At 66.7% G+C, this 24,941-nt stretch carries 24 protein-coding genes; 19 read left to right on the forward strand and 5 right to left on the reverse strand.

What is annotated here, in order from left to right:
- The first annotated feature begins 10 nt into the window (after positions 1-10).
- The 4 genes from BM133_RS06405 (at position 11) to BM133_RS06420 (ending at position 3,651) form a co-directional block, all read left to right on the forward strand.
- Entirely contained in the window at positions 11-430 is a 420-nt protein-coding gene (locus tag BM133_RS06405; RefSeq protein ID WP_093432416.1) for a type II toxin-antitoxin system VapC family toxin, read from the forward strand.
- Positions 431-441: 11 nt separating this feature from the next.
- Positions 442-2,058, forward strand: a complete 1,617-nt coding sequence (gene guaA, locus BM133_RS06410) for a glutamine-hydrolyzing GMP synthase (protein WP_093432417.1) — start codon at positions 442-444, stop codon at positions 2,056-2,058.
- A gap of 127 nt (positions 2,059-2,185) precedes the next feature.
- Positions 2,186-2,809: a type IV toxin-antitoxin system AbiEi family antitoxin domain-containing protein gene (locus BM133_RS06415; RefSeq protein WP_093432419.1), complete on the forward strand. Its 624-nt coding sequence runs from the start codon at positions 2,186-2,188 to the stop codon at positions 2,807-2,809.
- Positions 2,806-3,651, forward strand: a complete 846-nt coding sequence (locus BM133_RS06420) for a nucleotidyl transferase AbiEii/AbiGii toxin family protein (protein ID WP_093432420.1) — start codon at positions 2,806-2,808, stop codon at positions 3,649-3,651. Before BM133_RS06415 ends, BM133_RS06420 begins: the two co-directional genes overlap by 4 nt.
- 50 nt (positions 3,652-3,701) lie before the next feature.
- Here the strand turns inward: BM133_RS06420 and BM133_RS06425 are convergent, their stop codons facing one another.
- Positions 3,702-4,739: an MBL fold metallo-hydrolase gene (locus tag BM133_RS06425; protein WP_093435092.1), complete on the reverse strand. Its 1,038-nt coding sequence runs from the start codon at positions 4,737-4,739 to the stop codon at positions 3,702-3,704.
- A gap of 73 nt (positions 4,740-4,812) precedes the next feature.
- A complete protein-coding gene (locus BM133_RS06430) occupies positions 4,813-5,421 on the reverse strand; it encodes a TetR/AcrR family transcriptional regulator (RefSeq protein WP_093432422.1) in 609 nt (202 codons plus the stop codon).
- 291 nt (positions 5,422-5,712) lie between these two features.
- On the opposite strand from BM133_RS06430, the gene BM133_RS06435 reads away from it, so the two are divergent.
- The 8 genes from BM133_RS06435 to BM133_RS06470 all read left to right on the forward strand — a co-directional run bounded on the left by BM133_RS06435 (position 5,713) and on the right by BM133_RS06470 (position 17,188).
- Entirely contained in the window at positions 5,713-6,009 is a 297-nt protein-coding gene (locus BM133_RS06435) for a hypothetical protein (protein WP_256219068.1), read from the forward strand.
- 110 nt (positions 6,010-6,119) lie between these two features.
- On the forward strand, positions 6,120-6,725 hold the full coding sequence (locus BM133_RS06440; protein ID WP_093432424.1) for a 2'-5' RNA ligase family protein: 606 nt from the start codon (positions 6,120-6,122) through the stop codon (positions 6,723-6,725).
- Positions 6,722-7,255 carry an endonuclease V gene (locus BM133_RS06445; RefSeq protein WP_218158346.1) on the forward strand — a complete coding sequence of 178 codons (534 nt, stop codon included), beginning with the start codon at positions 6,722-6,724 and terminating at the stop codon, positions 7,253-7,255. The genes BM133_RS06440 and BM133_RS06445 overlap by 4 nt, the downstream gene beginning before the upstream one ends.
- Positions 7,256-7,447: 192 nt before the next feature.
- Entirely contained in the window at positions 7,448-10,537 is a 3,090-nt protein-coding gene (locus BM133_RS06450) for a type VI secretion system Vgr family protein (RefSeq protein WP_093432425.1), read from the forward strand.
- A gap of 53 nt (positions 10,538-10,590) precedes the next feature.
- On the forward strand, positions 10,591-15,540 hold the full coding sequence (locus tag BM133_RS06455) for an RHS repeat-associated core domain-containing protein (RefSeq protein WP_093432427.1): 4,950 nt from the start codon (positions 10,591-10,593) through the stop codon (positions 15,538-15,540).
- A 2-nt stretch (positions 15,541-15,542) separates the two neighbouring features.
- Positions 15,543-16,043 (forward strand): hypothetical protein, encoded by a 501-nt coding sequence (locus BM133_RS06460; protein WP_143100084.1) that lies wholly within the window; start codon positions 15,543-15,545, stop codon positions 16,041-16,043.
- An 81-nt stretch (positions 16,044-16,124) separates the two neighbouring features.
- A complete protein-coding gene (locus tag BM133_RS06465; RefSeq protein WP_093432430.1) occupies positions 16,125-16,625 on the forward strand; it encodes a pentapeptide repeat-containing protein in 501 nt (166 codons plus the stop codon).
- 29 nt (positions 16,626-16,654) lie between these two features.
- Positions 16,655-17,188, forward strand: coding sequence for a hypothetical protein (locus tag BM133_RS06470; RefSeq protein WP_143100085.1), 534 nt, complete (start codon positions 16,655-16,657; stop codon positions 17,186-17,188).
- A gap of 19 nt (positions 17,189-17,207) precedes the next feature.
- Here BM133_RS06470 and BM133_RS06475 read toward each other — a convergent pair whose 3' ends face one another.
- Entirely contained in the window at positions 17,208-18,122 is a 915-nt protein-coding gene (locus BM133_RS06475) for a LysR family transcriptional regulator (RefSeq protein WP_093432433.1), read from the reverse strand.
- 128 nt (positions 18,123-18,250) lie between these two features.
- Here BM133_RS06475 and BM133_RS06480 point away from each other — a divergent pair, with 128 nt between their 5' ends.
- The 7 genes from BM133_RS06480 to BM133_RS06510 all read left to right on the forward strand — a co-directional run bounded on the left by BM133_RS06480 (position 18,251) and on the right by BM133_RS06510 (position 23,265).
- Positions 18,251-19,240, forward strand: a complete 990-nt coding sequence (locus BM133_RS06480) for a 2Fe-2S iron-sulfur cluster-binding protein (protein WP_093432435.1) — start codon at positions 18,251-18,253, stop codon at positions 19,238-19,240.
- A 27-nt stretch (positions 19,241-19,267) separates the two neighbouring features.
- Entirely contained in the window at positions 19,268-20,527 is a 1,260-nt protein-coding gene (locus BM133_RS06485; RefSeq protein WP_093432436.1) for an aromatic ring-hydroxylating dioxygenase subunit alpha, read from the forward strand.
- Positions 20,524-21,009, forward strand: coding sequence for an aromatic-ring-hydroxylating dioxygenase subunit beta (locus tag BM133_RS06490; RefSeq protein WP_093432438.1), 486 nt, complete (start codon positions 20,524-20,526; stop codon positions 21,007-21,009). Before BM133_RS06485 ends, BM133_RS06490 begins: the two co-directional genes overlap by 4 nt.
- A 3-nt stretch (positions 21,010-21,012) precedes the next feature.
- Positions 21,013-21,381: a chorismate mutase gene (locus tag BM133_RS06495; protein WP_093432439.1), complete on the forward strand. Its 369-nt coding sequence runs from the start codon at positions 21,013-21,015 to the stop codon at positions 21,379-21,381.
- Positions 21,378-22,337 (forward strand): Bug family tripartite tricarboxylate transporter substrate binding protein, encoded by a 960-nt coding sequence (locus BM133_RS06500; RefSeq protein WP_093432441.1) that lies wholly within the window; start codon positions 21,378-21,380, stop codon positions 22,335-22,337. The genes BM133_RS06495 and BM133_RS06500 overlap by 4 nt, the downstream gene beginning before the upstream one ends.
- Positions 22,338-22,356: 19 nt before the next feature.
- Complete coding sequence (locus tag BM133_RS06505; protein WP_093432442.1) at positions 22,357-22,677, forward strand: non-heme iron oxygenase ferredoxin subunit; 321 nt, start codon at positions 22,357-22,359, stop codon at positions 22,675-22,677.
- Between the two features lie 93 nt (positions 22,678-22,770).
- Entirely contained in the window at positions 22,771-23,265 is a 495-nt protein-coding gene (locus BM133_RS06510) for a RidA family protein (protein WP_093432444.1), read from the forward strand.
- A gap of 3 nt (positions 23,266-23,268) precedes the next feature.
- Here the strand turns inward: BM133_RS06510 and BM133_RS06515 are convergent, their stop codons facing one another.
- Together BM133_RS06515 and BM133_RS06520 are read right to left on the reverse strand one after the other, a co-directional pair.
- Complete coding sequence (locus BM133_RS06515; RefSeq protein ID WP_093432445.1) at positions 23,269-23,793, reverse strand: DinB family protein; 525 nt, start codon at positions 23,791-23,793, stop codon at positions 23,269-23,271.
- A 54-nt stretch (positions 23,794-23,847) separates the two neighbouring features.
- On the reverse strand, positions 23,848-24,927 hold the full coding sequence (locus BM133_RS06520; RefSeq protein ID WP_093432447.1) for a DUF72 domain-containing protein: 1,080 nt from the start codon (positions 24,925-24,927) through the stop codon (positions 23,848-23,850).
- Positions 24,928-24,941 lie beyond the last annotated feature (14 nt).

The raw sequence follows: 24,941 nt of genomic DNA on the forward strand, positions 1-24,941 counted from the left end.
AGCCTTCGTCATGGACGCCTCCATCACCGCCGCCTGGCTTTTGCCCGACCAGGCCAGCGAACACACCCGCAAGCTCTACGCCGCCATCCGCCGCGACGAGGTCGAGCCGCAGGCGCCCAACGCCTGGCAATGGGAGTGCGCCAACATCCTGGCCAATGGGGTTCGCAGCGGCCGCATCCCGACCTCCGCGGTCGAAGGGCTGTGGAGCGTGCTCGATGCCATCCGCCACCGCGTCGAACTGCACGAACTCGCGCCCGCCCAGCACAAGGCCGTGCTCGCGGTGGCCATCGACGCCGGCATCTCGATCTACGACGCGGGCTATCTCTGGCTCGCCAAATCGCTCGATCTCCCGCTCGCCACCTTCGACGAGCACCTCATCCAGGCAGCGCCCAAGGCGGGCGTGAAGCTGTTCGACATTTCAACGCTCTGAGTCCTCTCGCCATGCAACACGACAAGATCCTCATCCTCGACTTCGGCTCGCAAGTCACGCAACTCATCGCACGCCGCGTGCGCGAGGCGCATGTGCTGAGCGAAGTGCATCCCTGCGACGTCACCGACGAATGGGTGCGCGAATACGCGGCCGACGGCCACCTGAAGGGCGTGATCCTTTCGGGCAGCCATGCGAGCGTGTACGAAGAGACCACCGACAAGGCCCCGCAGGCCGTGTTCGACCTCGGCGTGCCCGTGCTGGGCATCTGCTACGGCATGCAGACCATGGCGCACCAGCTGGGCGGCAAGGTCGAAGGCGGCCACAAGCGCGAGTTCGGTTTCGCGGCCGTGCGCGCGCATGGCCACACGGCGCTCCTGAAGGACATCTCGGACTTCACCACGCCCGAAGGCCACGGCATGCTCAATGTGTGGATGAGCCACGGCGACAAGGTCACCGAGCTGCCCCCGGGCTTCAAGCTCATGGCCAGCACCGACAGCTGCCCCATCGCCGGCATGGCCGACGAGGCGCGCCGCTACTACGGCCTGCAGTTCCACCCCGAAGTCACGCACACGGTACAGGGCAAGGCGATCATCGAGCGCTTCGTGCTCGGCATCTGCGAGGCCAGGCCCGACTGGGTCATGCGCGACCACATCGCCGAAGCCGTGCAGAAGATCCGCGAGCAGGTGGGCGATGAAGAAGTCATCCTCGGCCTCTCGGGCGGCGTCGATTCGAGCGTGGCGGCCGCGCTCATCCACCGCGCCATCGGCGACCAGCTGACCTGCGTGTTCGTCGACCACGGCCTCTTGCGCCTGAACGAAGGCGACATGGTCATGGAGATGTTCGAAGGCAAGCTGCACGCGAAGGTGATTCGCGTCGATGCCAGCGACCTGTTCCTGGGCAAGCTCGCGGGCGTGAGCGAGCCCGAAGCCAAGCGCAAGATCATCGGCGGCGAGTTCGTCACCGTGTTCAAGCAGGAAGCCGCCAAGCTCAAGGCCGGTGACGGTGGGCACAAGGGCGCGACCTTCCTCGCGCAAGGCACCATCTATCCGGACGTCATCGAGTCGGGCGGCGCCAAGAGCAAGAAGGCCGTCACCATCAAGAGCCACCACAACGTGGGCGGCCTGCCCGAGCAGCTGGGCCTCAAGCTGCTGGAGCCGCTGCGCGACTTGTTCAAGGACGAAGTGCGCGAACTCGGCGTGGCGCTCGGCCTGCCGCCCGAGATGGTGTACCGCCATCCGTTCCCCGGCCCGGGCCTGGGCGTGCGCATCCTGGGCGAAGTGAAGAAGGAATACGCCGACCTGCTGCGCCGCGCCGACGCGATCTTCATCGAGGAGCTGCGCAACTTCAAGGACGAGACCGGCAAGAGCTGGTACGACCTCACGAGCCAGGCCTTCACTGTGTTCCTGCCCGTCAAGAGCGTGGGCGTGATGGGCGACGGCCGCACCTACGACTACGTGGTCGCGCTGCGCGCCGTGCAGACCAGCGACTTCATGACCGCCGACTGGGCCGAACTGCCGTATGCGCTGCTGAAGAAAGTGTCGGGCCGCATCATCAACGAAGTGCGCGGCATCAACCGCGTGACCTACGACGTGTCGAGCAAGCCGCCGGCGACGATCGAGTGGGAGTGATCCGGAGCTTCGCCCCTGTGAAATGAAGGGGTAGGGAGCGGCTGCGACGCGCCTCGATCAGCAAGTACAGAGTCTGTTGCAATAGTGATGAGGTTTTTCGCTTTTTCATTTATATTGCAACTCGACAATGAAGGCGTCGCTCACCCAAATCACGACTCAGGAGCAGGCTGTTCTTGCACTTGCCAAGTCACGCCCCCTGCTGCGCGCACGCGACGTCGCCGATCAGCAACTGCCAACAGTAATACTGAGCCGACTGGTCGCCGCAGGCCGGCTGGAGCGGGTGGCCCGAGGCATTTACTGCCTGCCAGGCCGCTCCGCCAGCGAACACCGGTCACTGGCGGAGGTGTCGTTGCGGGTCGGTCGAGGCGTCGTCTGCCTGCTCTCCGCATTGCGGGTGCACGAGATCGGAACCCAGGCCCCGTTTGAAGTGTGGCTGGCCATTCCGCCGAACATGCCCAGCCCGCGCTTGGATCAGCCCGCATTGCGCATCGTGCGGATGTCTGGCGCGGCCCTGACCGAGGGCGTCCGGCAGGTGCAGTTCGATGGTGTTGCGGTGCCTGTGTTCGATGCCGAAAAGACGGTGGCTGATTGCTTCAAGTTTCGCAACAAGATCGGCCTCGACGTGGCCCTCGAGGCGTTGCAGGACGGCTGGCGCCAGAACAAGTTGTCCATGGACAAGCTCTGGCACTACGCAACCGTTGACCGTGTTGCGAACATCATGCGCCCCTACATGGAAAGCCTCACTGCATGAGCCGCAACGTGGCAGCGTCGATTCGTGCACGGCTGAAGCAGAAGGCCGATGCCACCCGGCAAGATTTCAACCTGACCCTGACGCACTATGGTCTGGAGCGGCTTCTCTATCGCCTGTCGCTCTCGCGGCATGCGGGCAGTTTTCTGCTGAAGGGCGCTTTGCTCTTCTCGCTCTGGTACGAAGTGCCGCATCGCGCGACGCGGGACATGGACCTTCTTGGATTCGGACCCGACGACGTCGATTCCGTGGTCACAGCCTTTCGCGAGATCTCGGCAATCCAGGTGGAGGACGGTATGGCGTTCGATCTTTCCACCATCAAGGGCACGGAGATCCGCAAGGAGGCGGGCTATGGCGGCGTCAGGGTGGATCTGCGAGCGGTACTCGACGGTGCACGCATTTCGCTTCAGATCGACGTGGGCTTCGGCGATGTCGTGACACCGGCGCCGGTGTCGGTGAGCTACCCGGTCCTGTTGAGTGACCTGCCGGCGCCAGCGTTGCGTGCCTATCCGAAGTACACGGTGGTGGCCGAGAAATTCCATGCACTGTGCGTGCTCGGCATGACCAACAGCCGGATGAAGGACTACTTCGACCTGTGGATTCTTCTTCGAGAAGACGAACTCGACGGCGCGGAACTGCGACGCGCCATCGAGGCCACCTTCGCCAGAAGGAAAACGCCCTTGCCAACGTCTTTGCCGATCGGATTGGGAAGCTCCTTCGCAGAAGACGCAGGCAAGCAAAAACAGTGGACAGCGTTCTTGAAGAAAAATCAGCTGGCTCCGTTGCCGCTCCAAGAGATCGTCCACTTCCTGAGTGATCGACTGCATCGAACGAACAGCTTGTAGAGGCATCGTGCGCTCGAGCAAGCGCCCGCAACGATCGAGTGAAAGCAGGCTCAGTCCTTGGCGCGCACCCACCACGCGTCGCCCGCATGCGGCGCGGTCAGTGAAAGGCGCTCGCCCATCACCGGTGTCGCAAGCTTCACATCACGTGCCTGCGCCAGCGCCTGAATGCGTTCGAAGGGCTCGTCCCAGGCGTGCAGCGCCAGGTCGAACGTGCCGTTGTGCACCGGCAGCAGCCAGCGCCCCCGCAGGTCGAGGTGGGCCTGCAGCGTCTCTTCCGGCTGCATGTGGACGTCGACCCATTGCTTGTCGTAGGCGCCGGTCTCGATCATCGTCATGTCGAAGGGGCCGTAGCGCTCGCCGATGGTCTTGAAGTCCGCGTGGTAGCCGGTGTCGCCGCTGAAAAAGATCCGCAGTTCGCCCGCCACGATCACCCACGACGCCCACAGCGTGCGATCCTCGTCGAGCAGGGTCCGGCCCGAGAAGTGCTGCGCGGGCACCGCCGCCAACCGGACGTTGCCGACGTTCGTTTCGCCCCACCAGTCGAGCTGCCGCACGCGCGCCGGATCGACGCCCCACGCGATCAACCGTTCGCCCACGCCCAGCGGCGTGATGAACACCTCGACCTTCGGCGCAAGCCGGGCGATGGCGGCGCGGTCCAGGTGATCGAAGTGGTCGTGCGAGAGGATCACGCCCTTGATCGGCGGCAGGTCGTCGATGTCGATCGGTGGCGCATGGAATCGCTTCGGACCGGCCCACTGCACCGGTGACGCGCGCTCGGAGAAGACCGGGTCGGTGAGCCAGAACTCGCCGTCCAGCTTGAGCAGCAAGGTCGAGTGGCCCAGGCGGTACAGGCTGCCGTCCGGCGCCGCGAGGAGCGCCGCGGCCGTCAAGGGCCGCACCGGGATCGGCACGTGCGGCACGGTCGTGTCGCTCTTGCCGGTGAGGAACTGCCAGCCGATCGCGACCGTCTTGAGGAACCCCAGCGGCACGCGCGGCACGACGTTGCGGTAGAGGCCGTCGCGTTGTTGCGGCGACTGGGGGTTGGCCGCGAGACGCGGGCTGCAGGCACACAAGGAGAAGGTGGACATGGCGATGACTCCGATCATGAAAACGTGAAAGGCGGTGCGGGAGGTGCGGGGCGTGCGCTTCATCCGAAGAAGCTCACGCGCGAGGCGCGGCGGCCGATGGACTGCCGCACACCAGGCGCACCGCGGTGCGTATGCCGGCCTGGTACTCGGCCGGCGTGCGGGCGTAGTGCTTGAGGCCGTGCGAGGCCGCGTACAGGTGCTGTGCAAGCGACTTGGCCGTCAGGCCCGCAGCGCGCCACGGGACGGCGGGCTCGCTCGACTGGATGGCCCGCGCGAGCTCCTTGGGGACGACCTTGTCGAACTCCTCCAGCACCGGTCCGACGAGTTCGCGTGCGGTTGCGACGATTTCGTTCATGTGTTCCAGCGACATCTGCGAGCCGTCGTTCTGCGCATGCAGCGCCGCGAAGGCGCCGACCAGCCGCTCCTCGATCGGCAGGTCCTTGCGCGCCAGCGCGGCCCGCATGGCCGCGATGCCCTGCTGCGCGAACCAGGTGACGGCTTCCTTGAAGAGTTCGTCCTTGGACGCGAAGTGCAGGTAGAGGCCCTGGCGGGAAATGCCGGCGGCGCGCGCGAGGTCGTCCATCGACGTCTTCCTGAAGCCGTAGCGCAGGAAGACGCCGAGCGCGGCTTCCATGATGGCCACGCGCCGGTCGGGGGCGGCGGCTGGTGCGGCGGCAGCCATCAGCGGATGGCTCCGGCGGGATGGGGAGGGCGGATGTTCATGGTGCTTTTTCCGGTGAGACCGACGCGAATGCCGGATGCCGATTAGTGAGGACGAAAAACCTTACTTTACAAGTTCGATCTAATTTGTCAAGTCAGTCATGTCGATGCCGTCGCAGGCGGAACTCACCGGGAGCGACCGGCGAGGCGCTGTAATGGCGCGTAATGGATTTCCGGCAGGTGCGTCCCTACAGTGATTTCTCCCCGGCGACCTGGCAGGTCGACGCAGGGATTCACACCACGACCCAACACCATGGAGAACGACATGACCAGCGTGACCGTCCATATCGTCGGCGGAGCCGACAAAGACAACACGACCGCCGTGACCATCGGCACCGTCCGGTGGGGCAACAACGGCACCGCGCCCCTGGGCAGTGCGCAGAACGTGCCCGAAGGGATATGGGACCTGACCGTCTTCAAGACCACCATCCCCACGCACCTCTCCATCAAGGTGGAGGTGTATGGCAATGTCGCGCTGGTCAACATCACCGTGAACCAGGACAACATCTCGGTGAACCTGGACGCTGTGGCCTCGCGGCTCGAAGCCTAGAAGTTCGCGCGCAACCCCGCCATCGCGCCGGTCGAACCGCGCGCGATGCACGGGCGAGGTGCTCGCTGGCGGCCTCGCGAAGAGGCGGAACCATGCGCGATGATCGACGCATGTCAGAACAGCTTCTTCTCCCCGGAATCGATCCCCCGCCGCGGCCCCTGCCGCGACCCCGAGCCAAGGCGCGCCGCAAGGAGCCGCTGCCGCACACGCTCTTCCTTGCGATCTTTCCGAACGCCCGGGACGCCGCATCGATTGCGGCGCTCGGTGCGCAACTGGACGAGCACCATTCGCTCAAGGCAACGCTGAGCGAGCCGCATCGCCTTCACGTCACGCTGCACGATCTCGGTGGCTACGGCACGGTACCGCTCAAGAAGGTGCAGGCCGCGCTGGAGGCGGCCGCCGCCGTCGCGCCACCCGCGTTCGACGTCGTCTTCGACCACGCCATGACCTACGCGAACAGCAAGGCCTTCGTGCTGTGCGGTGAAGAGGGCACCGGTGCGCTCGCGGACTTCAGGCAGCGCCTGGGCGAAGCGCTGGCCGACGCGGGCCTCAGGCCCGAGCGCAGCTTCACGCCGCACATGACCCTTGCGTACACGCGGCGCAAGATCGAGAAGCACACGATCGATCCGGTCCGCTGGACCGCGGGCTCCTTCGCGCTCATCGACAGCCGCGTCGGGGAGGGCGTGCACGAAGTGCTCGGGCGGTGGCCCGCATGAGCGAGCCGCTGATCGCCTGCCTGGACGTCGACTACCGCGCCGACACCGCCGTGGCCGCGGGCCTCTGGTTTCGCGGATGGACGGCAGCGCATGAAGAGACGCAGGCCATCGCGGGCTTTCGCGAGGTGGCCGGGTACGAGCCCGGCGCGTTCTATCGCCGCGAGTTGCCGTGCCTGCTCGGCGTGCTGCGCGAAGGGCCGCTGGCGGACATTGTCGTCGTCGATGGCTACGTGTCGCTGGAGCCGGGGCACCCGGGCCTGGGCGCGCACCTGCACGACGCGCTGGATCGCAAGGTGCCCGTGGTCGGCGTCGCCAAGACCGCCTACCGCAGCGCAAGCGATGTGGTCGAGGTGCTGCGCGGCCAGAGTTCGTCGCCGCTCTTCGTGACGGCCATCGGCATCGACCTCGCCGCCGCGGCGGCCGAAGTGAGGCGAATGCACGGCGAGCACCGCGTGCCGACCTTGCTGCGCGCGGTCGACCAGCTCGCGCGCCGTTCGGAAATGCCCGGTCGCACCGGACAGGGCGAATAGAAAAACTCCGCGCCGCGCGTGCGATTGCTTCCCTCACGCAGGCTGTCTTCCCCGCAATCGCCGAGCTGTTGTCAAGCGGACGACACATTCAACGCCGAAGCTCCGCAGGCCAGCATTTTTCAAAGCAGCCGGAGGGAGAGTCAGCGTGAACCACATCGTGGCGAGATCGTTCCTGCACGGGCGCGGCATCCGATGAGCAGCCCGCCCGGCCGCCATCTCGCGGCGCTTGTCGCAGACCGCCAGCACGACCGGCTGCTGCGGCTTTCGTTTCCGCAAGGCGGAGAGCCGGCCGCGGCCGACCTCGTGGTCAACACCCTGCATGCATCGGAAGGCCTGTCGCGCGATTTCGATTTCGCGGTCGGGATTCTCAGCAGCAATGCGGGGCTGGCGCTGAAGGACCTGCAGGGCAAGATGCTCTGCGTCGAGCTCGTGCGGCCCGACGGCACGCTGCGCCATTTCACCGGCATCGTCTTCGGGTTCAGGCTCGTGCGCACCGACGGCAACCTGGCCTTCTACGAAGCCCGGCTCGGCCCGTGGCTCCAGTACCTGCGGCTGCGCGCGAACAACCGTCTCTTCCATCGCCAGACGCTGCGCGCGCAGACCGAGGCCATCTTCAACGACTACGGCGTGCTGCCCAAGTGGGAGTGGTTCGTTCGCACCGAGGAGCAGCCCCACACGATGGCCGTGCAGGGCGGCGGGGCCGGCGGCGAAACCGACCACAACTACCTGCACCGCCGCTGGGAGGCCGCGGGCTACAGCTACTGGTACGAGCATTCGGCCGAGGGCCACACGCTGCATGTGTGCGACGACAGCACGCTCGCCAAGGCGGTGGATGGGTCGTCTCCCGGCATCCGCTTCCAGGACGAAGGCGGCGCACAGGAAGAAGACGCCATCGGCCAGTGGAGCGCGGTGCGCGAACTGGTTTCGGCGCAAACGGCCGTCAGCGCCTACGACTTCAAGAGCCCGCGCCCGCAGCACGCCGAGATGCCCAGCAACAACCTGCAGGGCGAGGTGCCGCAGCTGGAGGTGCACGAGTACGGCGGCGCACGCCACTTCAAGACCTCGCTCGAAGGCGAGGCCGTGGCGCGGCGGCGCATCGGCGAGATCGAGGCCAAGGCCAAGCGCTTCGAGGCGGAGGGCAACAACCGCTTCGCGCTGCCCGGGCGCTGGTTCCGGCTGGTCGATCACTTCGGGCGCACCGAGGGCGATGGCTCCGAAAGCGAATTCCTCATCCTCTCGGTCGAGCACCGCGCGACCAACAACTACCTGCAGGAGCCCGCGACGGCGGAAGGCAAGCCGAAGGGCTCGCGCGCCGAGTACCGCAACAGCTTCACCTGCAGCCGCCGCTTCGTCGCGTGGATGCCCGGCCGGGGCTTTCACAGCGTCGAGCAGCGCGTGCTCGCGCCGCAGACCGCCACCGTGGTCGGGCCGGCCAGCGAGGGCAGCATCCACACCGACGAGTACGGCCGCATCCGGGTCCAGTTCCACTGGGACCGCGAAGGCCGGAACGACGAGAAGAGCTCGGCCTGGGTGCGCGTGCTGAGCACCTGGGCCGGCGGCGAGACCGGCATGGTGTCGTTCCCCCGCGTGGGCTCCGAAGTGGTGGTGCAGTGCCTGGACGGCAACCCCGACCATCCGGTGGTGATGGGCGTGGTCTACAACGCGCGGCGCATGCCGCCGTGGGCGCTGCCCGGGCAGAAGGCGCTCATGGGCCTGCGCAGCCGCGAGCTCGCCGAGGGCTCGGGCAACGAGCCCGGCGGCAAGAGCAACCACCTGCTGCTGGACGACACGCAGGGCAAGATCCAGGCGCAGCTCCGAAGCGACTACGACGCGAGCCAGCTGAGCCTCGGCCACATTGCGCGCATCGAGGACAACGCGGGCCGCAAGGACGAGCGCGGCCACGGCTTCGAGCTGCGCACCGACGGCCACGGCGCGGTCCGCGCCAAGAGCGGCCTGCTCATCAGCACCGAGCCGCGCCCCAATGCGCAGGCGCACATCACCGACATGGGCGAGACCGTGGCGCGGCTGGAGAACGCCGGCGACCAGCAGGAGAGCCTGGCCGACCTCGCGCAGCAGCACCAGGCGCAGGACAAGGGCGGCGACCAGGACGAAGTCGGCAAGGCCCTGAAGGCCCAGAGCGATGCGGTCAAGGGCTCGGGCGGCAATCCGCAGCAGGGCGAATTCCCCGAGTTGACGGAGCCGCACCTGGTGCTCGCGAGCCCGGCCGGCATCGCGGCGACCTCGGTCAAGTCGACGCACCTGCACAGCGAAGAGCACGTGGCGCTGACCAGCGCACAGCACATGAGCTTCTCGGTGGGCAAGCGGCTGCTCGCGAGTGCCATCGAGTCGGTGCGCGTGTTCGCCTACAAGCTGGGCATGAAGCTGGTCGCGGCCAACGGCGACATCGACATCCAGGCGCTCAAGGACAACCTCAACCTGCTCGCGAAACTGAAGATCACGCAGACCGCCGACGAGATCGTGATCACCGCCAGGCAGAAGGTCACCATCGTCGGCGCGGGCAGCTACACGCACTGGACGGCCGAGGGCATCCGCAGCGGCACCAGCGGCGCGTGGGTCGCGCATGCGGCATCGCATTCGCTGATCGGTCCCGATACGCAGCCCGCCTCGTTCCCCGCGCCGCCCGCGCCGGGCAACGGCACGCTCGAACTCTTCAACAAGTACGTGGCCACCCAGCGCGGCGTGAAGGGCGGCGACTACGAGGTCGTCGATGCGCTGGGCACCGTGAAGACCGGCAAGCTCGATGCGAACGGATTCGCCAGCGTCGCGGGACTGTTCCCGGGGCCTGCGAGCGTCACGTTCGGGAACGACCCGAGCCAGACGTGGGAAGAGGGCAGCTTCTTCGGCAAGCCCAGGAGCGATGCGGCGGGTGGCGCGGGCGAAGGTGCAGCAGGTCTCGCCGGGACGGCCCAGGCCGCGATGGGACAGGTCGCCGGCGTGCTCGGAAAAAGCGGCGTCGCAGCGGACGCAGGCGGCCTCGCCAGCCTCGCGCAGACCGTGCAGTCGGGCCTCCAGGCCGCGCGCACCCTGCAGGCGGTGGGCAAGGGCGATGTGGTGGGCATGGCGGGCGGGGCCGCGAGCTTGCTGGGCAACCCGGTGAGTTCGCTCACGGGTGCGGCGACGCAGGCCGCGGCTTCCCTGCTGCCTCCCAAGCTGGCCGATGCCGCAGCCAATCTGCTGCCGCGCGCTGCAACGACTGCAGCGACGACCACCACGGCACTGCCCCGGATCGCGGGTCTGAAGATCCCCGGCTTCGTGGGCTGAGCGCGTCGCGAGCCTCCTGACAACGACAACCGATATCCAGGGACCCCCACGACATGGCCGAATCCGCCGAATCAGACGAATACGCGATCGAACCCCTCGAGCAGATCAACGCCGCCGAGGTCGCCGAGGGCTTCAACGCCTTCGACAAATGGCTGCGCGACAACACCAACGACATCGTTACCCTCGACCGCCTGAAGACCGTGGGCAACGCCATTCCGGGTGTCTCCAACCTCATCGCGTTCTCCGATGTGGTCTACGACATCATCGAGATCAACGACCTGAAGCAGGCCGGCAAGGAGGTGTCGATCATCTCGTGGGTGAACCTGGGCGTCGACGCCATCGGCGTCGTCCCGATGCCCGGCACGGGGCCCGCGCGCGTGGCCTTGCGCGCGCCCTTGCAGCTGGCCAAGCAGAAGCTCAAGCAGGGCGTGAAGAACCTTGCGGAAGATTTCCTCATCCTCATCGCGGGGCACCTGGCGGCCTCCATCACGGGCGAGCTGGACGAGTTCATCAAGAGCGCGCAGGCCAAGCTGCACGACATGCTGGTGGAGTGCGGCAAGTTCGCCGAGACGCTGGCCAACGCGCTGGCCGATGCGCTGCTCTCGGCGCTCGACGGGCACCTGTTCAACCCCAACACCAGCGTGCGCTCGGCCAACGTCGCGCTCGCGGCCGCGGAGAAGACCTCGTGGTGGGACCCGAGGAAATCGGTCCACCTGCTGCGCGCGGCCAAGAACATCTTCGTGGCGGGCAACAAGGAGGCCGCCAACCTCGCGGTGGGCGGCGCCTCCAGCGTGGCCACCTACATCTCGCCGGAATTCAGGACGCACATCCAGTCGCTCGCCAAGGCCATGCGCGACCTGGGCAAGCTGGCCGCCAGGAAGATGCTCGATCTCGTGGACCCCGGCACCATGTTCAGCATCGGCTGGCTGCTGGTGAAGATCCTGGAGGTTGCGCCCAAGCTCAAGCGCAAGCGCGGCGGCACGGTGCATCCGCGCAAGGTCAACAACGTCAAGGACAAGCGCGGCCCCGGCACGCTGGAGCCGCGCAGGCGCCAGAAGCGCGGCGCCGCCGATGGCCGTCCCTGCAAGTGCCCGGGCTCCGCGACGGCGCGCTCCATCTCCCTGAGCCTGGGCGCCGAGACGCTCACGCACACCGACTTCGAATTGCCCGGTGCCCTGCCGATCACCTGGAGCCGCACCTACCGCTCGGACCTGGGTGCCTACGACCAGGGCGTGCTCGGCGCGCGGTGGATCACGCCCTACACGACGCAGCTGGACATCGAGCTGCTGGACGACGGCAGCGAGGGCGCGCTGCTTCATCACGCGGAAGACGGCCGCACGAAGCGCTACCCCGCGCTCGCCGTGGGGCAGACGCACCACGACGCCATCGAAGACCTCGCGCTCGTGCGCCTCTCGCCCGACCTGCTGACCCTCAACCAGGGCCGCGACTGGATGCAGACCTACGAGCGCATTCCGGCGCTCGGCGGCGAGCGCGGGTTCTTCCGGCTCGCGCTCATGCAGATGCGCGCCGGCGCGAGCGTGGCATTGCGCTACGACCATGCGCATCCGCTGCGGCCCGATCACACGGTGCTCAGCGACGTCATGGTCAAGCAGGGCGACAAGGTCATCGCGCATGCGGGCACGCGCATCGATGCGCAGGGGCGCTTTGCTGGCGTCTGGGAGATCAAGGAAGGGCGGCTCGTGCGGCAACTGGCGGCCTATGCCTACGACGCGCACGGCGACCTTGTCGAGGCGCAGGACGAGAACGGGCCGATCGCACCGATCGCGCCCACCGCGCCGATCGCGCTCACTGCGCTCACCGCGGTGAACGAGCTCGTCGACGAGGCGCCGCAGCGCACCTCCACCGCCTGGCACTACAGGTACGACCGGCACCTCCTGACCCGCTACGAAGACCGCACCGGCCGCGGCGTGAACCTCGCCTACGACGGCACCGGCCTCGATGCCCGCGCCGTGCGCGAGTGGATGGACGACGGCAGCTTCGACACCCGCGTGCGCTGGGCCGAGCACATCCGCCTTGCGACCGTGACCGATGCGCTGGGCCACGAGACGCGCTACTACTACGACGAGCTGGGCTACACCTACCGCATGGTCCACCCCGACCTGCGCGAGGAATGGTTCTTTCGCGACGAGGCGCGCAACATCGTGCGCCACATCCAGCCCAGCGGCGGCGTCGAGCACTTCAGCTACGACGCCGAGGGCCGGCTCGTGAGCCAGGCGCGTCCCGACGGCAGCGAGATCCACCTGGACTGGGACGACAGCGGCAATCTCGTGAAGATCCGCGACCCCGAGGGCCAGCTCTGGCTGCGGACCTGCGACGTGCAGGGCAACCTCGTCGAGGAGACCGATCCGCTGGGCCACAAGACCACGTACGACTACGACAAGGCCGGACTGCCAGTGCGCATCACCGATGCCAAGGGCGGCACCACCCGCATGGCCTACGACGCCGTGGGCCAGCTGCTCTCGCGCACCGACTGCTCGGGCAAGACCACCACCTGGGCCTACGACGCGCGCGGCCGGTTGATTCAAAGCACCGATGCCGCCGGCCAGGCCACGCACTATCGCTATGCGCATGGGCAACTCGACAGCATCGTCAACCCCGACCAGAGCACCGAACGCTTCGCCCACGATGCCGAGGGGCGCCTCCTGGCCCACACCGACGTGCTCGGCCGCACGACCCGCTACGGCTACAGCGACGCCGGCCTGATCGCGCGGCGCACCGACGCCGCGGGCCACCAGCTCGGCTACCGCTGGGACAAGCTCGGGCGCCTGGTGCAGCTGGACAACGAAAACCGCAGCAGCTACACCTTCGCCTACGACCCCGTCGGCCGCCTGCTCGCCGAGGTCGCCTTCGACGGCCAGAAGACCGGCTACGCGTATGCCGAATTCAACGGCGTGCTGGAGAAGATCGAGCAGCCGCTGCAGTCCATCGACATGCGCTTCGATGCAATGGGCCGCCTCCTGGAGCGCAGCGCGGGCACGCTGAGCGAGACCTTCGGCTACGACGCCTCGGGGCGCATGGTGCAGGCGAACAACCGCGATGCGCGGCTGCAGTGGTTCTACGACGCGGTGGGCAACGCGGTGCGCGAACACCTTCACTACGAGGCGAGCGCGTCGGGCAAGCCGATGACCGCCGTGTGGCGCCACCAGTACGACGAACTGGGCAACCGCACCGTGAGCACGCGGCCCGACGGCCACGAGGTGCGCCTCTTGACCTACGGCTCGGGCCATGTCCACGGGCTGATGCTGGACGGGCAGGACATCCTTTCCTTCGAGCGCGACGACCTGCACCGCGAAGTCGCGCGCGAGCAGGCCAATGGGCTGGCGCAGAGCCAGAGCTACGACCCCATGGGGCGGCTGCTGGAGCAGCGGATTTCCCAGGCGACGCCGACGGCCGCTGCCGCCGGCGGCACCGGCATCGGCGGCGCGCTGATCCGCCGCACCTACGCCTACGACAAGGCCGGCCAGCTCACCGGCATCGGCGACAGCCGGCGCGGCCGCATCGACTACCGCTACGACCCGGTGGGGCGCCTGCTGCAGGCCAACGGCGCACTGGGCAGGGAAGTCTTCGCCTTCGATCCCGCGGGCAACATCGCCACGCCCGGCTCACCCGATGCGCCCGGCCAGCCGGCCACGGCAACGCGCGGCACGGGCCTGCACGATGAGCCTTTCGAATCGCGCGCGAGCCACGTCGCCACGCACAAGCTGCTGGACAACCTGCTCAAGGACTACGCGGGCACCAGTTACCGCTACGACGCGCTGGGCAACCTCGTCGAGCGCGTGCGCAACGGCGAGCGCAGCAGCTTCGAGTGGGACGGCTTCGGCCGCATGACCGCAGCCAAAAGCCACCAGGGCACCACCACCTTCCGCTACGACGCGCTCGGCCGCCGCGTGGCCAAGCACGGCCCCAGGGGCCACACCGTGTACGGCTGGGACGGCGACGTGCTCGCCTTCGAGAGCGTGGTCGACGCGCCCGACGCCGCGAAGCCGCAGCAATTGCCGCAGACCCGCACCGTGCACTACCTCTACGAGCCCGGCAGCTTCAGGCCGCTCGCGCAGGCCCGCAAACGCGAGGCCATCGCGCTGCACGCCACGCCCGACTACGCGGCGCTGGTGGCCGAGGAGGGCGACTACGACGTCGCGCGCGATCCGCTCTGGACGAGCGAACCGGTGGCGCAGCCCTTCGCCAAGGAAGACCTGTGCTTCTACCAATGCGACCACCTCGGAACGCCGCAGGAACTGACGGACGACGAAGGCCGCATCGCGTGGTCCGCGCAGTACCGGGCGTGGGGCGAGGCGCGGGAGGTGATCGCCAAGGCAGCGGGGGGCGCCGAGGGCGCCGGCGTCAGGAATCCGATCCGGTTCCAGGGGCAGTATTTCGACGAGGAAACCGGGCTGCATTACAACCGGCACCGGTATTACGATCCGCACAGCGGGCGGTTCGTGAGCAAGGACCCCATTGCGCTATATGGCGGCAATAATCTCCATGTCTACGCGCCCAATCCAATTCAATGGACGGATGCGATAGGATTGAAGTCGATATGGCAGACGAATTGGGAAGAAAAATACGGTCGCCCTCTGCCTGCAGGCTACCAGGTGCATCACATCATTCCGAAAAGCGCATCGTCCGTGAAAGCAGCAAAAAAACTCTGCCCGAATTTCGATGTGAATGACGCCAGCAATCTCATTGCACTTCCTGAGAATTCATCGATAAGTCAAATCAATTCCCCAGGATTCGGAAAAACAACGCACAAGGGATATCACGCCGGGTACAGTGCTGCAGCCGAAGTGGCCATGGCCGGGGCGGTCCGTTTCAAAGGAAAGGGAGAGCCCGGGTGCATGAAATTGAAGATCGTTCAGACTGCCCTCAAGGCGCAGCTCGCAACCGGCGGCCTGACGATGTACGGAAACCAGCATCCCGGCAAGGTTCCAGGCGTCACGGCCGACTGGAAGAACAGCATCAAGGATTACCTAAGGGGACAATGACCATGGATAACTGGAATGAATTGCTGGCCAAAGCCCAGCCATTGATTGCTTTTCTCGAACGCGAGGATTATTTCAATCGCGCATATTCAGGCGATAGAAATGAAAACCTAGTGGTTGCCGATGCGTCCCTGGGAATCGAGTACGCGACGGATGATTCATTCGACAAATTCGATGAATGGCAAACCGTCAGCGATTCGGCTTCTGTTTTTCCGGAGGAATTCGAATGGAAACGATGGATCGACTACAACCTGCAGAAAAACTATTACTTCGGTCTGAGCGAGAAAAATTTCCACGGAGCCGATTCGAAATGGACCGATGAAGGCGCGTGCCTCCTCGTGGAACTCATGCACAGGGATATGCGAATTCTGCTCCATTGTTATGCGAACGATCATTTCCCGGAGATCTGGAAAAAAATACAGGCTACCTATTTTCTCGACGGATTTCCGTGCGGCTGGAATGGAAATCTTCCTTCCGGGAAATTGGTTGTTTTCTCCAATGAGTGACGGATATTTTTATTGACCGGATGGGTCGGGGCATCTCCGGTATTTCCATCCAATGAATTCGAGTTATCGACGAGCCACCCCGTGACCTCCCAACTCATCATCCTCAGCCACAACCTCTGGCGCAAAGGCGCGGGCGGCGCCCCCGCCGGTCTCGTCGGCCAGGCGGACACCTTCGCCTACGCCGGCCTCGACCTGAATCTCGCCCAGTTCGCCGCCACCGCTTTCACAGGCACCAGCTTCACCGCCACGACGTTCCAGAACGCGGGCTGGACGGCCTGCCAGTTCAGCGCCTGCACCTTCACCGCGTGCGACTTCCAGGGCATTGCCATCACGGGCTGCACTTTCACCGGCTGCACCTTCGGCAACTCGCAGTTCAGCGCCGCGCAACTGAGCGGTTGCACCTTCAACCGGTGCACCTGGAACGACCTGGGTTTCGACGATGGACGCTGGACGCGGGTCGACATCCTGAACTGCGACGGCAACCGGATCCGGGCCGACGGGCTGCGCGGCGAAATGGTCGATTTCACGGGCAGCCATTTCGAGCAGATGGAACTGCGCAACGCGCAGATCAATACGGTGTGACGGCCGAGCAGTTTCCGGAGCGAACCGCCATGCCAAGAGGCATTCCCAACCCGAACCCGATGTACGGCATCTACGGCTATGGCGACCACTGGAGCGTCGACATCCGCCGCGACAAGGTGCGCATGGTCAAGGCCTTCTACTTCAACCCCTGCGGCGGTCGCGGCGGCGCGTTGGCGCAGGCCCAGGCCTGGCGCGACCGGCTGGTGCAGGCGCACCCGCCGGCGCTCAAGCGCGAGATCGCCGTGCGCGTGCGGCGCGACAACAAGAGCGGCGTGGCGGGCGTGTATTTCCGCGAAGGCACGGGCGGCAAGAACGCGATGTGGATCGCGATGACGCGCGTGAGTCCCGAGAAGAGCGTGAGCAAGGCCTTCTCGGTCGGCCGCTACGGACCGCGCGCGAAAGAGCTCGCCATCGCCGAGCGGCAAAAGCAGCTGGCGCAGATGACGGGGTACGCCTCGCGGCACCCGGCGGATGGGGCGGAGGGAGCGGACGCCGTGGCCGGCATGTCCGGCGTGGCCGTGGCGCGGATGAGTGCGCGGATGAGCGCGCGCGCTGCGGCCTGACAGGTCGGGGCGACCGTCGTCAGTCCTTGTCCGCGAAGCTGTCGAACAGCAACCCGCGCAGCCACTGGTTGCCCGGATCGCGGTGCACCTTCGCGTGCCAGAACAGGTTGATCGCGATCTGCGGCAGCGCCACCGGGTGAGGGCGCCACACGAGGCCGAAGGGCTCGGCGATGCTCTGGGCGAGCCGCTCGGGCACGGTCGCGATCATTCCGCTCGAACGCAGGATGTGGCCGATCGCCACGAAGTGCGGCACCTTCAGGCGAATGCGCCGGTGAATGCCCTGCGCGGCCATCACGTCGTCGGCCTTGCCGTGGCCCGTGCCGGCGGCCTGCACCAGCACGTGGTCGGCGGCGCTGAAGTCTTTCAGCGACACGCTGCGCTTGCGCGCGAGCGGATGCGTGCCCGAGAACAGGCACACGTAGCGCTGCAAAAAGAGCCGGCGCTGGAACACGCCTGCCTTCAGCTGCGGCAGGAGGCCGATGGCGATGTCCACATGCCCGGCCTCCAGCTCGTCGCGCAGGTGGGTCGCGGTGTTGTTGCGCAGCGTGCTGATCGTCACGCCCGGCGCGGCGACCGACAGCGCCTCCATCAGGCGGGGCGTGAAGTAGATCTCGCCGATGTCGGTCATCGCGAGCGTGAAGCTGCGCGTGCTGGTGGCGGGGTCGAACACCACCTGCTGGTTGAGCGCGGTGTGCAGCGCGCCCATCGCGTAGGCGACCGGTTCGGCCAGCTGCAGCGCGAAGGGCGTGGGCTCCATGCCCCGCGCGGTGCGCAGGAACAGCTCGTCGCCCAGGAGCTTGCGCAACCGGGCCAGCGCGTTGCTGATGGCGGGCTGCGAGAGCCCGAGCGATTCGGCCACTGCCGAGACGCGCTTCTCGGCCAGCATGCGGTCGAACACCAGGAGCAGGTTGAGGTCGATGTCCTTCAGGTGCATGCCGGACCTTTATTCATATCCGTGATGGGGTTGATTCACGAGATTCTATTGGTCAATCTGCAGCGGCCGCGCATCATCCGCTCCCAGAGACAAGCCAGCCACGACGCTGGCGCAAAGAGAGCCCCCCGATGGACCTGCACATTCACCCCCTTGCCCGCACTCTCGAGGTCCGCCCCGGCGCGAACCTTCTGGAGGTGCTGCGCGAGCACCATGTGCCGGTGTCGTACAGCTGCATGTCGGGGCGCTGCGGCACCTGCCGCTGCAAGGTGGTGTCGGGGCAAGTGCTCGATGGCGGACAGGACGCGATCCGTCCCGACGGCCAGGGCGAGCGCTACGTGCTGGCCTGCCAGAGCACGCTGACCGAAAGCTGCGCCATCGAGATCCCCGAGCCCGACGAGGTGGTGGTGCATCCGGCGCGCATCCTGAAGGCGACGGTCACGGGCATCGACGTGCTCACGCACGACATCCGGCGCCTGCGGCTCAGGCCGAACAAGCCGCTGGAGTTTTCGCCGGGGCAATATGCGCAACTGCAGTTCGCGCCCGATCTCGCGCGGCCCTATTCGATGGCCGGGTTGAGCCGCGATGCGGAGCTCGAATTCCATGTGCGCCGCGTGCCGGGCGGTCGCGTGACGGCGCACATCTTCGAGCAGTTGCGCGTCGGCGATCCGGTGCGCGTGAGCGGGCCGCTCGGCACGGCCTATCTGCGCACGAAGCATCGCGGACCGATGCTCTGCGCGGCGGGCGGTACCGGCCTCGCCCCGATTCTTTCGATCGTGCGCGGCGCCATCGCGGGCGGGCTGATGCAGCCGATCCATCTCTACCTGGGCGTGCGTTCCGATGCGGACGTGTATGGCCTCGCCGAATTGCGCGAACTGCAGGCGCAGCACCCGGGCCTGAAGGTGCACGTGGTCGTCGTCACCGGCCCGGCGCGCGAGGGCCAGCGCCTGGGCCTCATCACCGATGCCATCCGCGCCGACTGGCCCGGCAGCCTGGACGGCTGGCGCGCTTACCTCTGCGGCTCGCCGCCGATGGTCGAGGCGGTGACGCAACTGGTGCGCGCACGCGGCCTGGCGCCCGAGCAGACGCATGCCGATGCCTTCTACCTTCAAGGCACCTGAAGAACCGACAGAAAAAGGAGACCCGCGATGACCACGCAACCCGTGTTCCCCATCGAACTGCATTGGGAGAGCGAGAAGACCAGCCGCATTCCCTTCATGGCCTACACCGACGAGGCGCTGCACAAGAAGGAGCTGCAGCGCTTCTTCTACGAGAAGCACTGGTGCTACGTCGGCCTCGAGGCCGAGATCCCGAATTCGGGCGACTTCAAGCGCACAGCGATCGGCGAGCGCTCGGTCGTGATGTCGCGCGACGAGGAGGGCGCGATCCACGTGTTCGAGAACGTCTGCGCGCACCGCGGCATGCAGTTCTGCCGCGAGCGCCATGGCAACAAGAAGGAGTTCGTCTGCCCCTACCACCAGTGGAACTACACCCTCAAGGGCGACCTGCAGGGCGTGCCGTTTCGACGCGGCGTGAAGCAGGACGGCAAGGTCCACGGCGGCATGCCCGCCGATTTCAAGACCGAGGACAACGGCCTGAACAAGCTCAAGGTGGCCTCACGCGGCGGTGTGGTGTTCGCGTCGTTCGACCATGAGGTCGAATCGTTCGAGGAGTTTCTCGGCCCCGACATCCTTCACTACTTCGATCGCCTGTTCGACGGGCGCAAGCTCACCATCCTCGGCTACAGCCGCCAGCGCATTCCGGGCAACTGGAAGCTGATGCAGGAGAACATCAAGGACCCGTACCACCCGGGCCTCCTGCACACCTGGTTCGTGACCTTCGGGCTCTGGCGCGCGGACAACAAGTCGGAGCTTAAGATGGACGCCCGCAGCCGCCACGCCGCGATGATTTCCACGCGCGGCAACGCAGGCAAGGCCGCGCAGGTGACGCAGGTCTCCAGCTTCAAGGAGCGCATGCAGCTGAAGGACCCGCGCTTCCTCGATATCGTGCCCGAGCCCTGGTGGGGCGGCCCGACGGCCGTGATGATGACGCTCTTTCCGAGCCTCATCCTGCAGCAGCAGGTCAACAGCGTGTCGACGCGGCACATCCAGCCGGTGGGGCACGATGCCTTCGATTTCGTGTGGACGCATTTCGGCTTCGAGGATGACACCGGGGAGATGACGCAGCGGCGTCTGCGGCAGGCCAACCTGTTCGGCCCGGCCGGCTTCGTCTCGGCCGACGACGGCGAGGTGATCGAGTTCTCGCAGCAGGGCTTCGAGCAGAAGCCTTATCACCGCACGCTCGCCGAGCTGGGCGGGCGCGAGGTGGAAAACACCGACCACATGGTGACCGAGACGCTGATCCGCGGCATGTACCGCTACTGGCGCGAAGTGATGGAGGCGGCATGACCAAGAAGCTCGATGCCGACGCTTATCTCGAACTGGCAGGCCTCTATGCGGCCTATGCGCATGCAGTCGATTCGGGCCAATGGGATTTGTGGCCCGCGTTCTTCATCGAGGAGTGCAGCTACCGTCTGCAGCCGCGCGAGAACCACGAGCGCAACCTGCCGCTCGCGACGCTGTCGTTCGAGAGCCGGGGCATGCTGGAAGACCGCGTGTACGGCATCCAGGAGACGCTGTTCCATGACCCGTATTACCAGCGCCATGTGGTCGGGTTGCCGGTGGTGCACAAGGTCGATGACGACGGCGCGATCCACAGCGAAGCCAACTACGCGGTGTTTCGCACGAAGCTCGACGGCCCTTCGACCGTCTTCAACGTCGGCCGCTACATCGACAAGGTCGTGCCCACGCCCGAAGGCCTGAAATTCGCCTCGCGCCTGTGCGTGTTCGACAGCGAAATGATCCCGAACTCCATCATCTACCCCCTCTGAGCCATGCAAGAAAAAGAACCCGAGACACACGGCGCGCCGTTGCGCCGCTTCATCGATCCGGCCTACCAGCCGCTGTGCGGCAACCTCGCCGAGGTGCGCGAGAACATCGACCGGCTCGACCGCCAGATCGTCGCGCTGCTGGCCGAGCGCGGCCGCTATGTGAAGGACGCGGCGCGCTTCAAGCGCGATGCCTTCCAGGTGTCGGCGCCGCAGCGCCAGCAGGAGGTGATCGACAAGGTGAGGGCGCTGGCCGAGAAGGAGGGCGCGTATCCCGAGGTGGTCGAGGCAGCGTACCGCGCGCTCATCGCGGGCTTCATCGCGCGCGAGCAGAAGGACCACCAAGGCATGGTCGATGTGGAGGCGAAGCCGTGAAGCGCGCCATCGCTTTCGCCCTGGTGGCATTGGCGGCTGGCGCGCATGCACAGGACTGGCCGCAGCGCCCCGTGCGCATCGTCGTGCCGTTCGCGGCCGGCTCGTCGCCCGACATCCTCGCGCGCATCGTCAACGACAAGCTTGCTGCACGCATCGGCCAGCCGCTCATCGTCGACAACAAGCCCGGCGCGGGCGGCAACACCGGCACCGACCAGGCGAGCAAGTCGCCGCCCGATGGCTACACCTTCCTGCTTTCGGTGAATGCGCCGCTGGTCTACAACACGGTGCTCTACAGGAACCTGCCGTACGACCCGTTCAAGGACCTCGTGCCGGTGTCGCTCGCGGCGACCACGCCTAACGTGTGCGCGGTCTCCAATGCGATGAACGTCGATTCGGTGAAGGGCTGGCTCGCGGCCATGAAGCAGAACCCGGGCAAGTTCAACTTCGCCTCGACGGGCAACGGATCGATCTCGCACCTGGGCGTGGAGCTCATCAAGCTCAAGACGAATTCGTTCGCGGTGCACATTCCGTATGCGTCGTCGGGGCAGGCGGTCACCGCGATCATCCAGGGCGATGTGCAGTACGCGTGCCTGCCGCCCGTTACCGTGATGCCGCAGGCCAAGGCCGGCCGCCTGAAGGCGCTGGCCGTGACGTCGGCCGAACGCTCGGCCCTGCTGCCCGAGCTGCCCACGCTGCGCGAATCGGGCCTGCCCGACATCCAGGCCGTGCCGTGGTTCGCCTACATGGCGCCCAAGGGCACGCCGCCCGAGGTGGTGCAGCGCATGAGCCGCGAGATTGCCGCGGTGCTGAAAGACCCCGAGACGGTCAAGCGCCTGCAGACCGCGTACTTCGACCCCGTGGGCAGCACGCCCGAGGCGCTGGCGAAGTTCATGGGCGAGGAACTGGTCCGCTGGAAGCCGGTGATCCAGCGCGCCGGCCTCAAGCCCGACAACTGACAAGCGAAGGAAAAAAGACATGAGCACGATGACATGGATCGACGCCGCGGCAGTCGATGACGTTCCCGCCGACGACGTGGTGGGCATCGAGGTGCAGGGCCGGGACATTGCCCTGTACGGCACCGAGGACGGCATCCACGCGACCGACAACATCTGCACGCACGGGCATGCGCGGCTGTGCGACGGGTTTCTCGAAGGCCACGAGATCGAATGCCCGCTGCACCAGGGGCGCTTCGACGTGCGCACGGGCAAGGCGATGTGCGCGCCGCTCACGGAAGACCTGCGCAGCTATCCGGTGAAGATCGAGGGCGGGCGGGTGTTTCTGGCGTTCGAGGCTTAGTCCGCGATCTGTTCCGCCGCCGGTCCACGCGATCTGTATCTGTTTTCCCCGCGCGCGGTTGGCGACAATGGCCCTCCGTTTCATGGAACACATATGACGACAGCGCAAAGCCGAGACCAGATTGCCGACCAGATTGCCACCGAGCTGGGCCACAGCTTCGCGGGCGAGATGCTTGCGGGCGGGCACTACGTGCCCATCGTGCGCGACGGCCGCACGCTCTACACCAGCGGGCAGGTGCCGCGCGTGGGCAGCACGGTGGTGGTCACCGGCCGCGTGGGCGACGCGGTGTCGCTGGAGAAGGCGCGCGAGGCCGCGCAGATCTGCGCGCTGCGCTGCCTCACGCTGCTGCGCCGCGAGCTCGGTTCGCTCGACGGCGTGGAGAAGGTGCTGCGCGTGGGCGTCTTCATCCAGTGCACAGCGGATTTCACGCAGCAGAGCGAAGTGGCCGATGCGGCGTCCGATCTGCTGCACCGTGTCTTCGGCGAGGCCGGCGTGCATGTGCGCACGGCGGTCGGTGTGTATCAGCTGCCGAAGAACGCGAGCGTCGAGCTGGAGATGACGGTCGCGGCCAAGGGCGACAAGGCCTGAGCCTTAAGCGGCCTGCAGCTGGCCTTGTTGCCGGCGGGACGGGTCCGTGCTGTGCAGGTACACCGCAAAGGTGTCCCACGGCAGGCCGACGGCATGCTGACGCATGAGCCGACCGATCTCGCCGCGGTGGTAGCCGCCATGGGTGACGACGTGGGCCAGCATTTCCTCGCGCGTCATGAAGCCCTTGTCGCCGTCGGTGAAGGAGAAGGGCACGGATTCGGAAAGCTGTTCCGGTGTCACGGTTTCCACATAGCCGAGGTACCAGCGGTCGAGTGCGGCAACCGAGCTGCGAAGCGCTTGCAGCGTGGGCGTGTCGGGCGTGTTGTCGGCTGCGAAACCGTGCGGCCTGCCGGTGAGGTGCGCCGCAAAGATCTGGTCCACCACGTGGCATTGATTCATCAGGCGGATGGCGTCGTGCCGCGCGTCCTGGTGGCGTTCCGGATCGAAGCCTTCCAGCTTTTCGAGCAGCTCGTCGTTGGCCCAGGCGCGGTAGCCGAAGAGGGTGCGAAGCAATGAGAGGGAGCTCATGACCGGTGTTCCTGTGGGGCGTCGCGGTCATGCTACGTGAATAGGATTTCCTGTCTACCCCGAACGCAGTTGCAGTTCGACGATGTCCCGCGCGAGCGAGGCGATCGTCAGCGGTGCGCAGCCCTCGGCGTTGTTGCTCACGGTGACGAAGGCGTTCTGGCCCGCGCGCGTGGTGCCGGCGATCACCTTGGCCAGGGCCGCGCGCGTCTCCGGGTCGGGATCGACGATCTTGTCGAACGGGCCGTAGAGTTTTTCGGCATCCTCGTAGCCGAAGCGGCCGTGCCGGCGGTGCAGGTTCCAGCGGCACACGAGCGGGCCGGGCCAGAGCGCGCGCAGCATCGGCAGCTGGTCTTCGATCGGCGGCATCTTCGCGTGCAGGCCCATGCAGAAGGTCGCGCCCACGCTGCGCAGCATGTCGGCGAAGCCGGGGCACAGCAGTTGCGGGTCGCGCACCTCGACGGCGATGACGGCGTCGGGCGCGGTCTGCTTCAGGCCGGGCAGCGCTTCGAGCATTTCGCCGATGCGCGTGAGCAGGGCGGGCTGGTCGGCGAGCAGTTGCGAAGGGATCGGGCTGAGCTGGAACACCAGCGCGCCGATGCGGTCGCCCAGGCCGTCGAGCGCGGGCTGCACGAATTCCTGGATCGCGATCTCGCTGTTGAGGAACACGGGGTTGACCTGCGTGCCGCGGCCGCTTTCGTCGCGCACGGTGGCATCGGCCACGAGGCTGGGCGCCTTCACCACGAAGCGGAAGTCGGCGGGCACCATGGCCGCGTAGCGCGCGTACTGGCTCGCGGTGAGCGCGCGGTAGAAGTTGCGGTCCAGGCTCACGGTGCGAAAGAGCGGGTGCTGTGCGAGGGCCGAGAGGCCGTTCTTCGAGAGCACGGTCTCGGCGTATTCGCCGTCCCACACGAGGTTGGCCCACCCGGGGTAGCTCCATGACGACGTGCCCAGGCGCAGGTTCGGCGAGAGCGCCGAGGCCAGCTCGACGAGCGCCGGATCGGCGGGCATCGGGGCCACGGTGGCGCCGCGCGGCTTCTTCTTCGCGGGCGGTTCAACCTCGAGAGGCGGCGGGGCCGCTGGCGCCTCCTGCGGGCGCGGAAGATCGGGGAAAAGGGAGTCCTGTACTTCGCTCATGCTGGGGCCGCATT

Origin of the sequence: Variovorax sp. 770b2 (assembly GCF_900115685.1) — a bacterium.
GTDB lineage: Bacteria > Pseudomonadota > Gammaproteobacteria > Burkholderiales > Burkholderiaceae_C > Variovorax.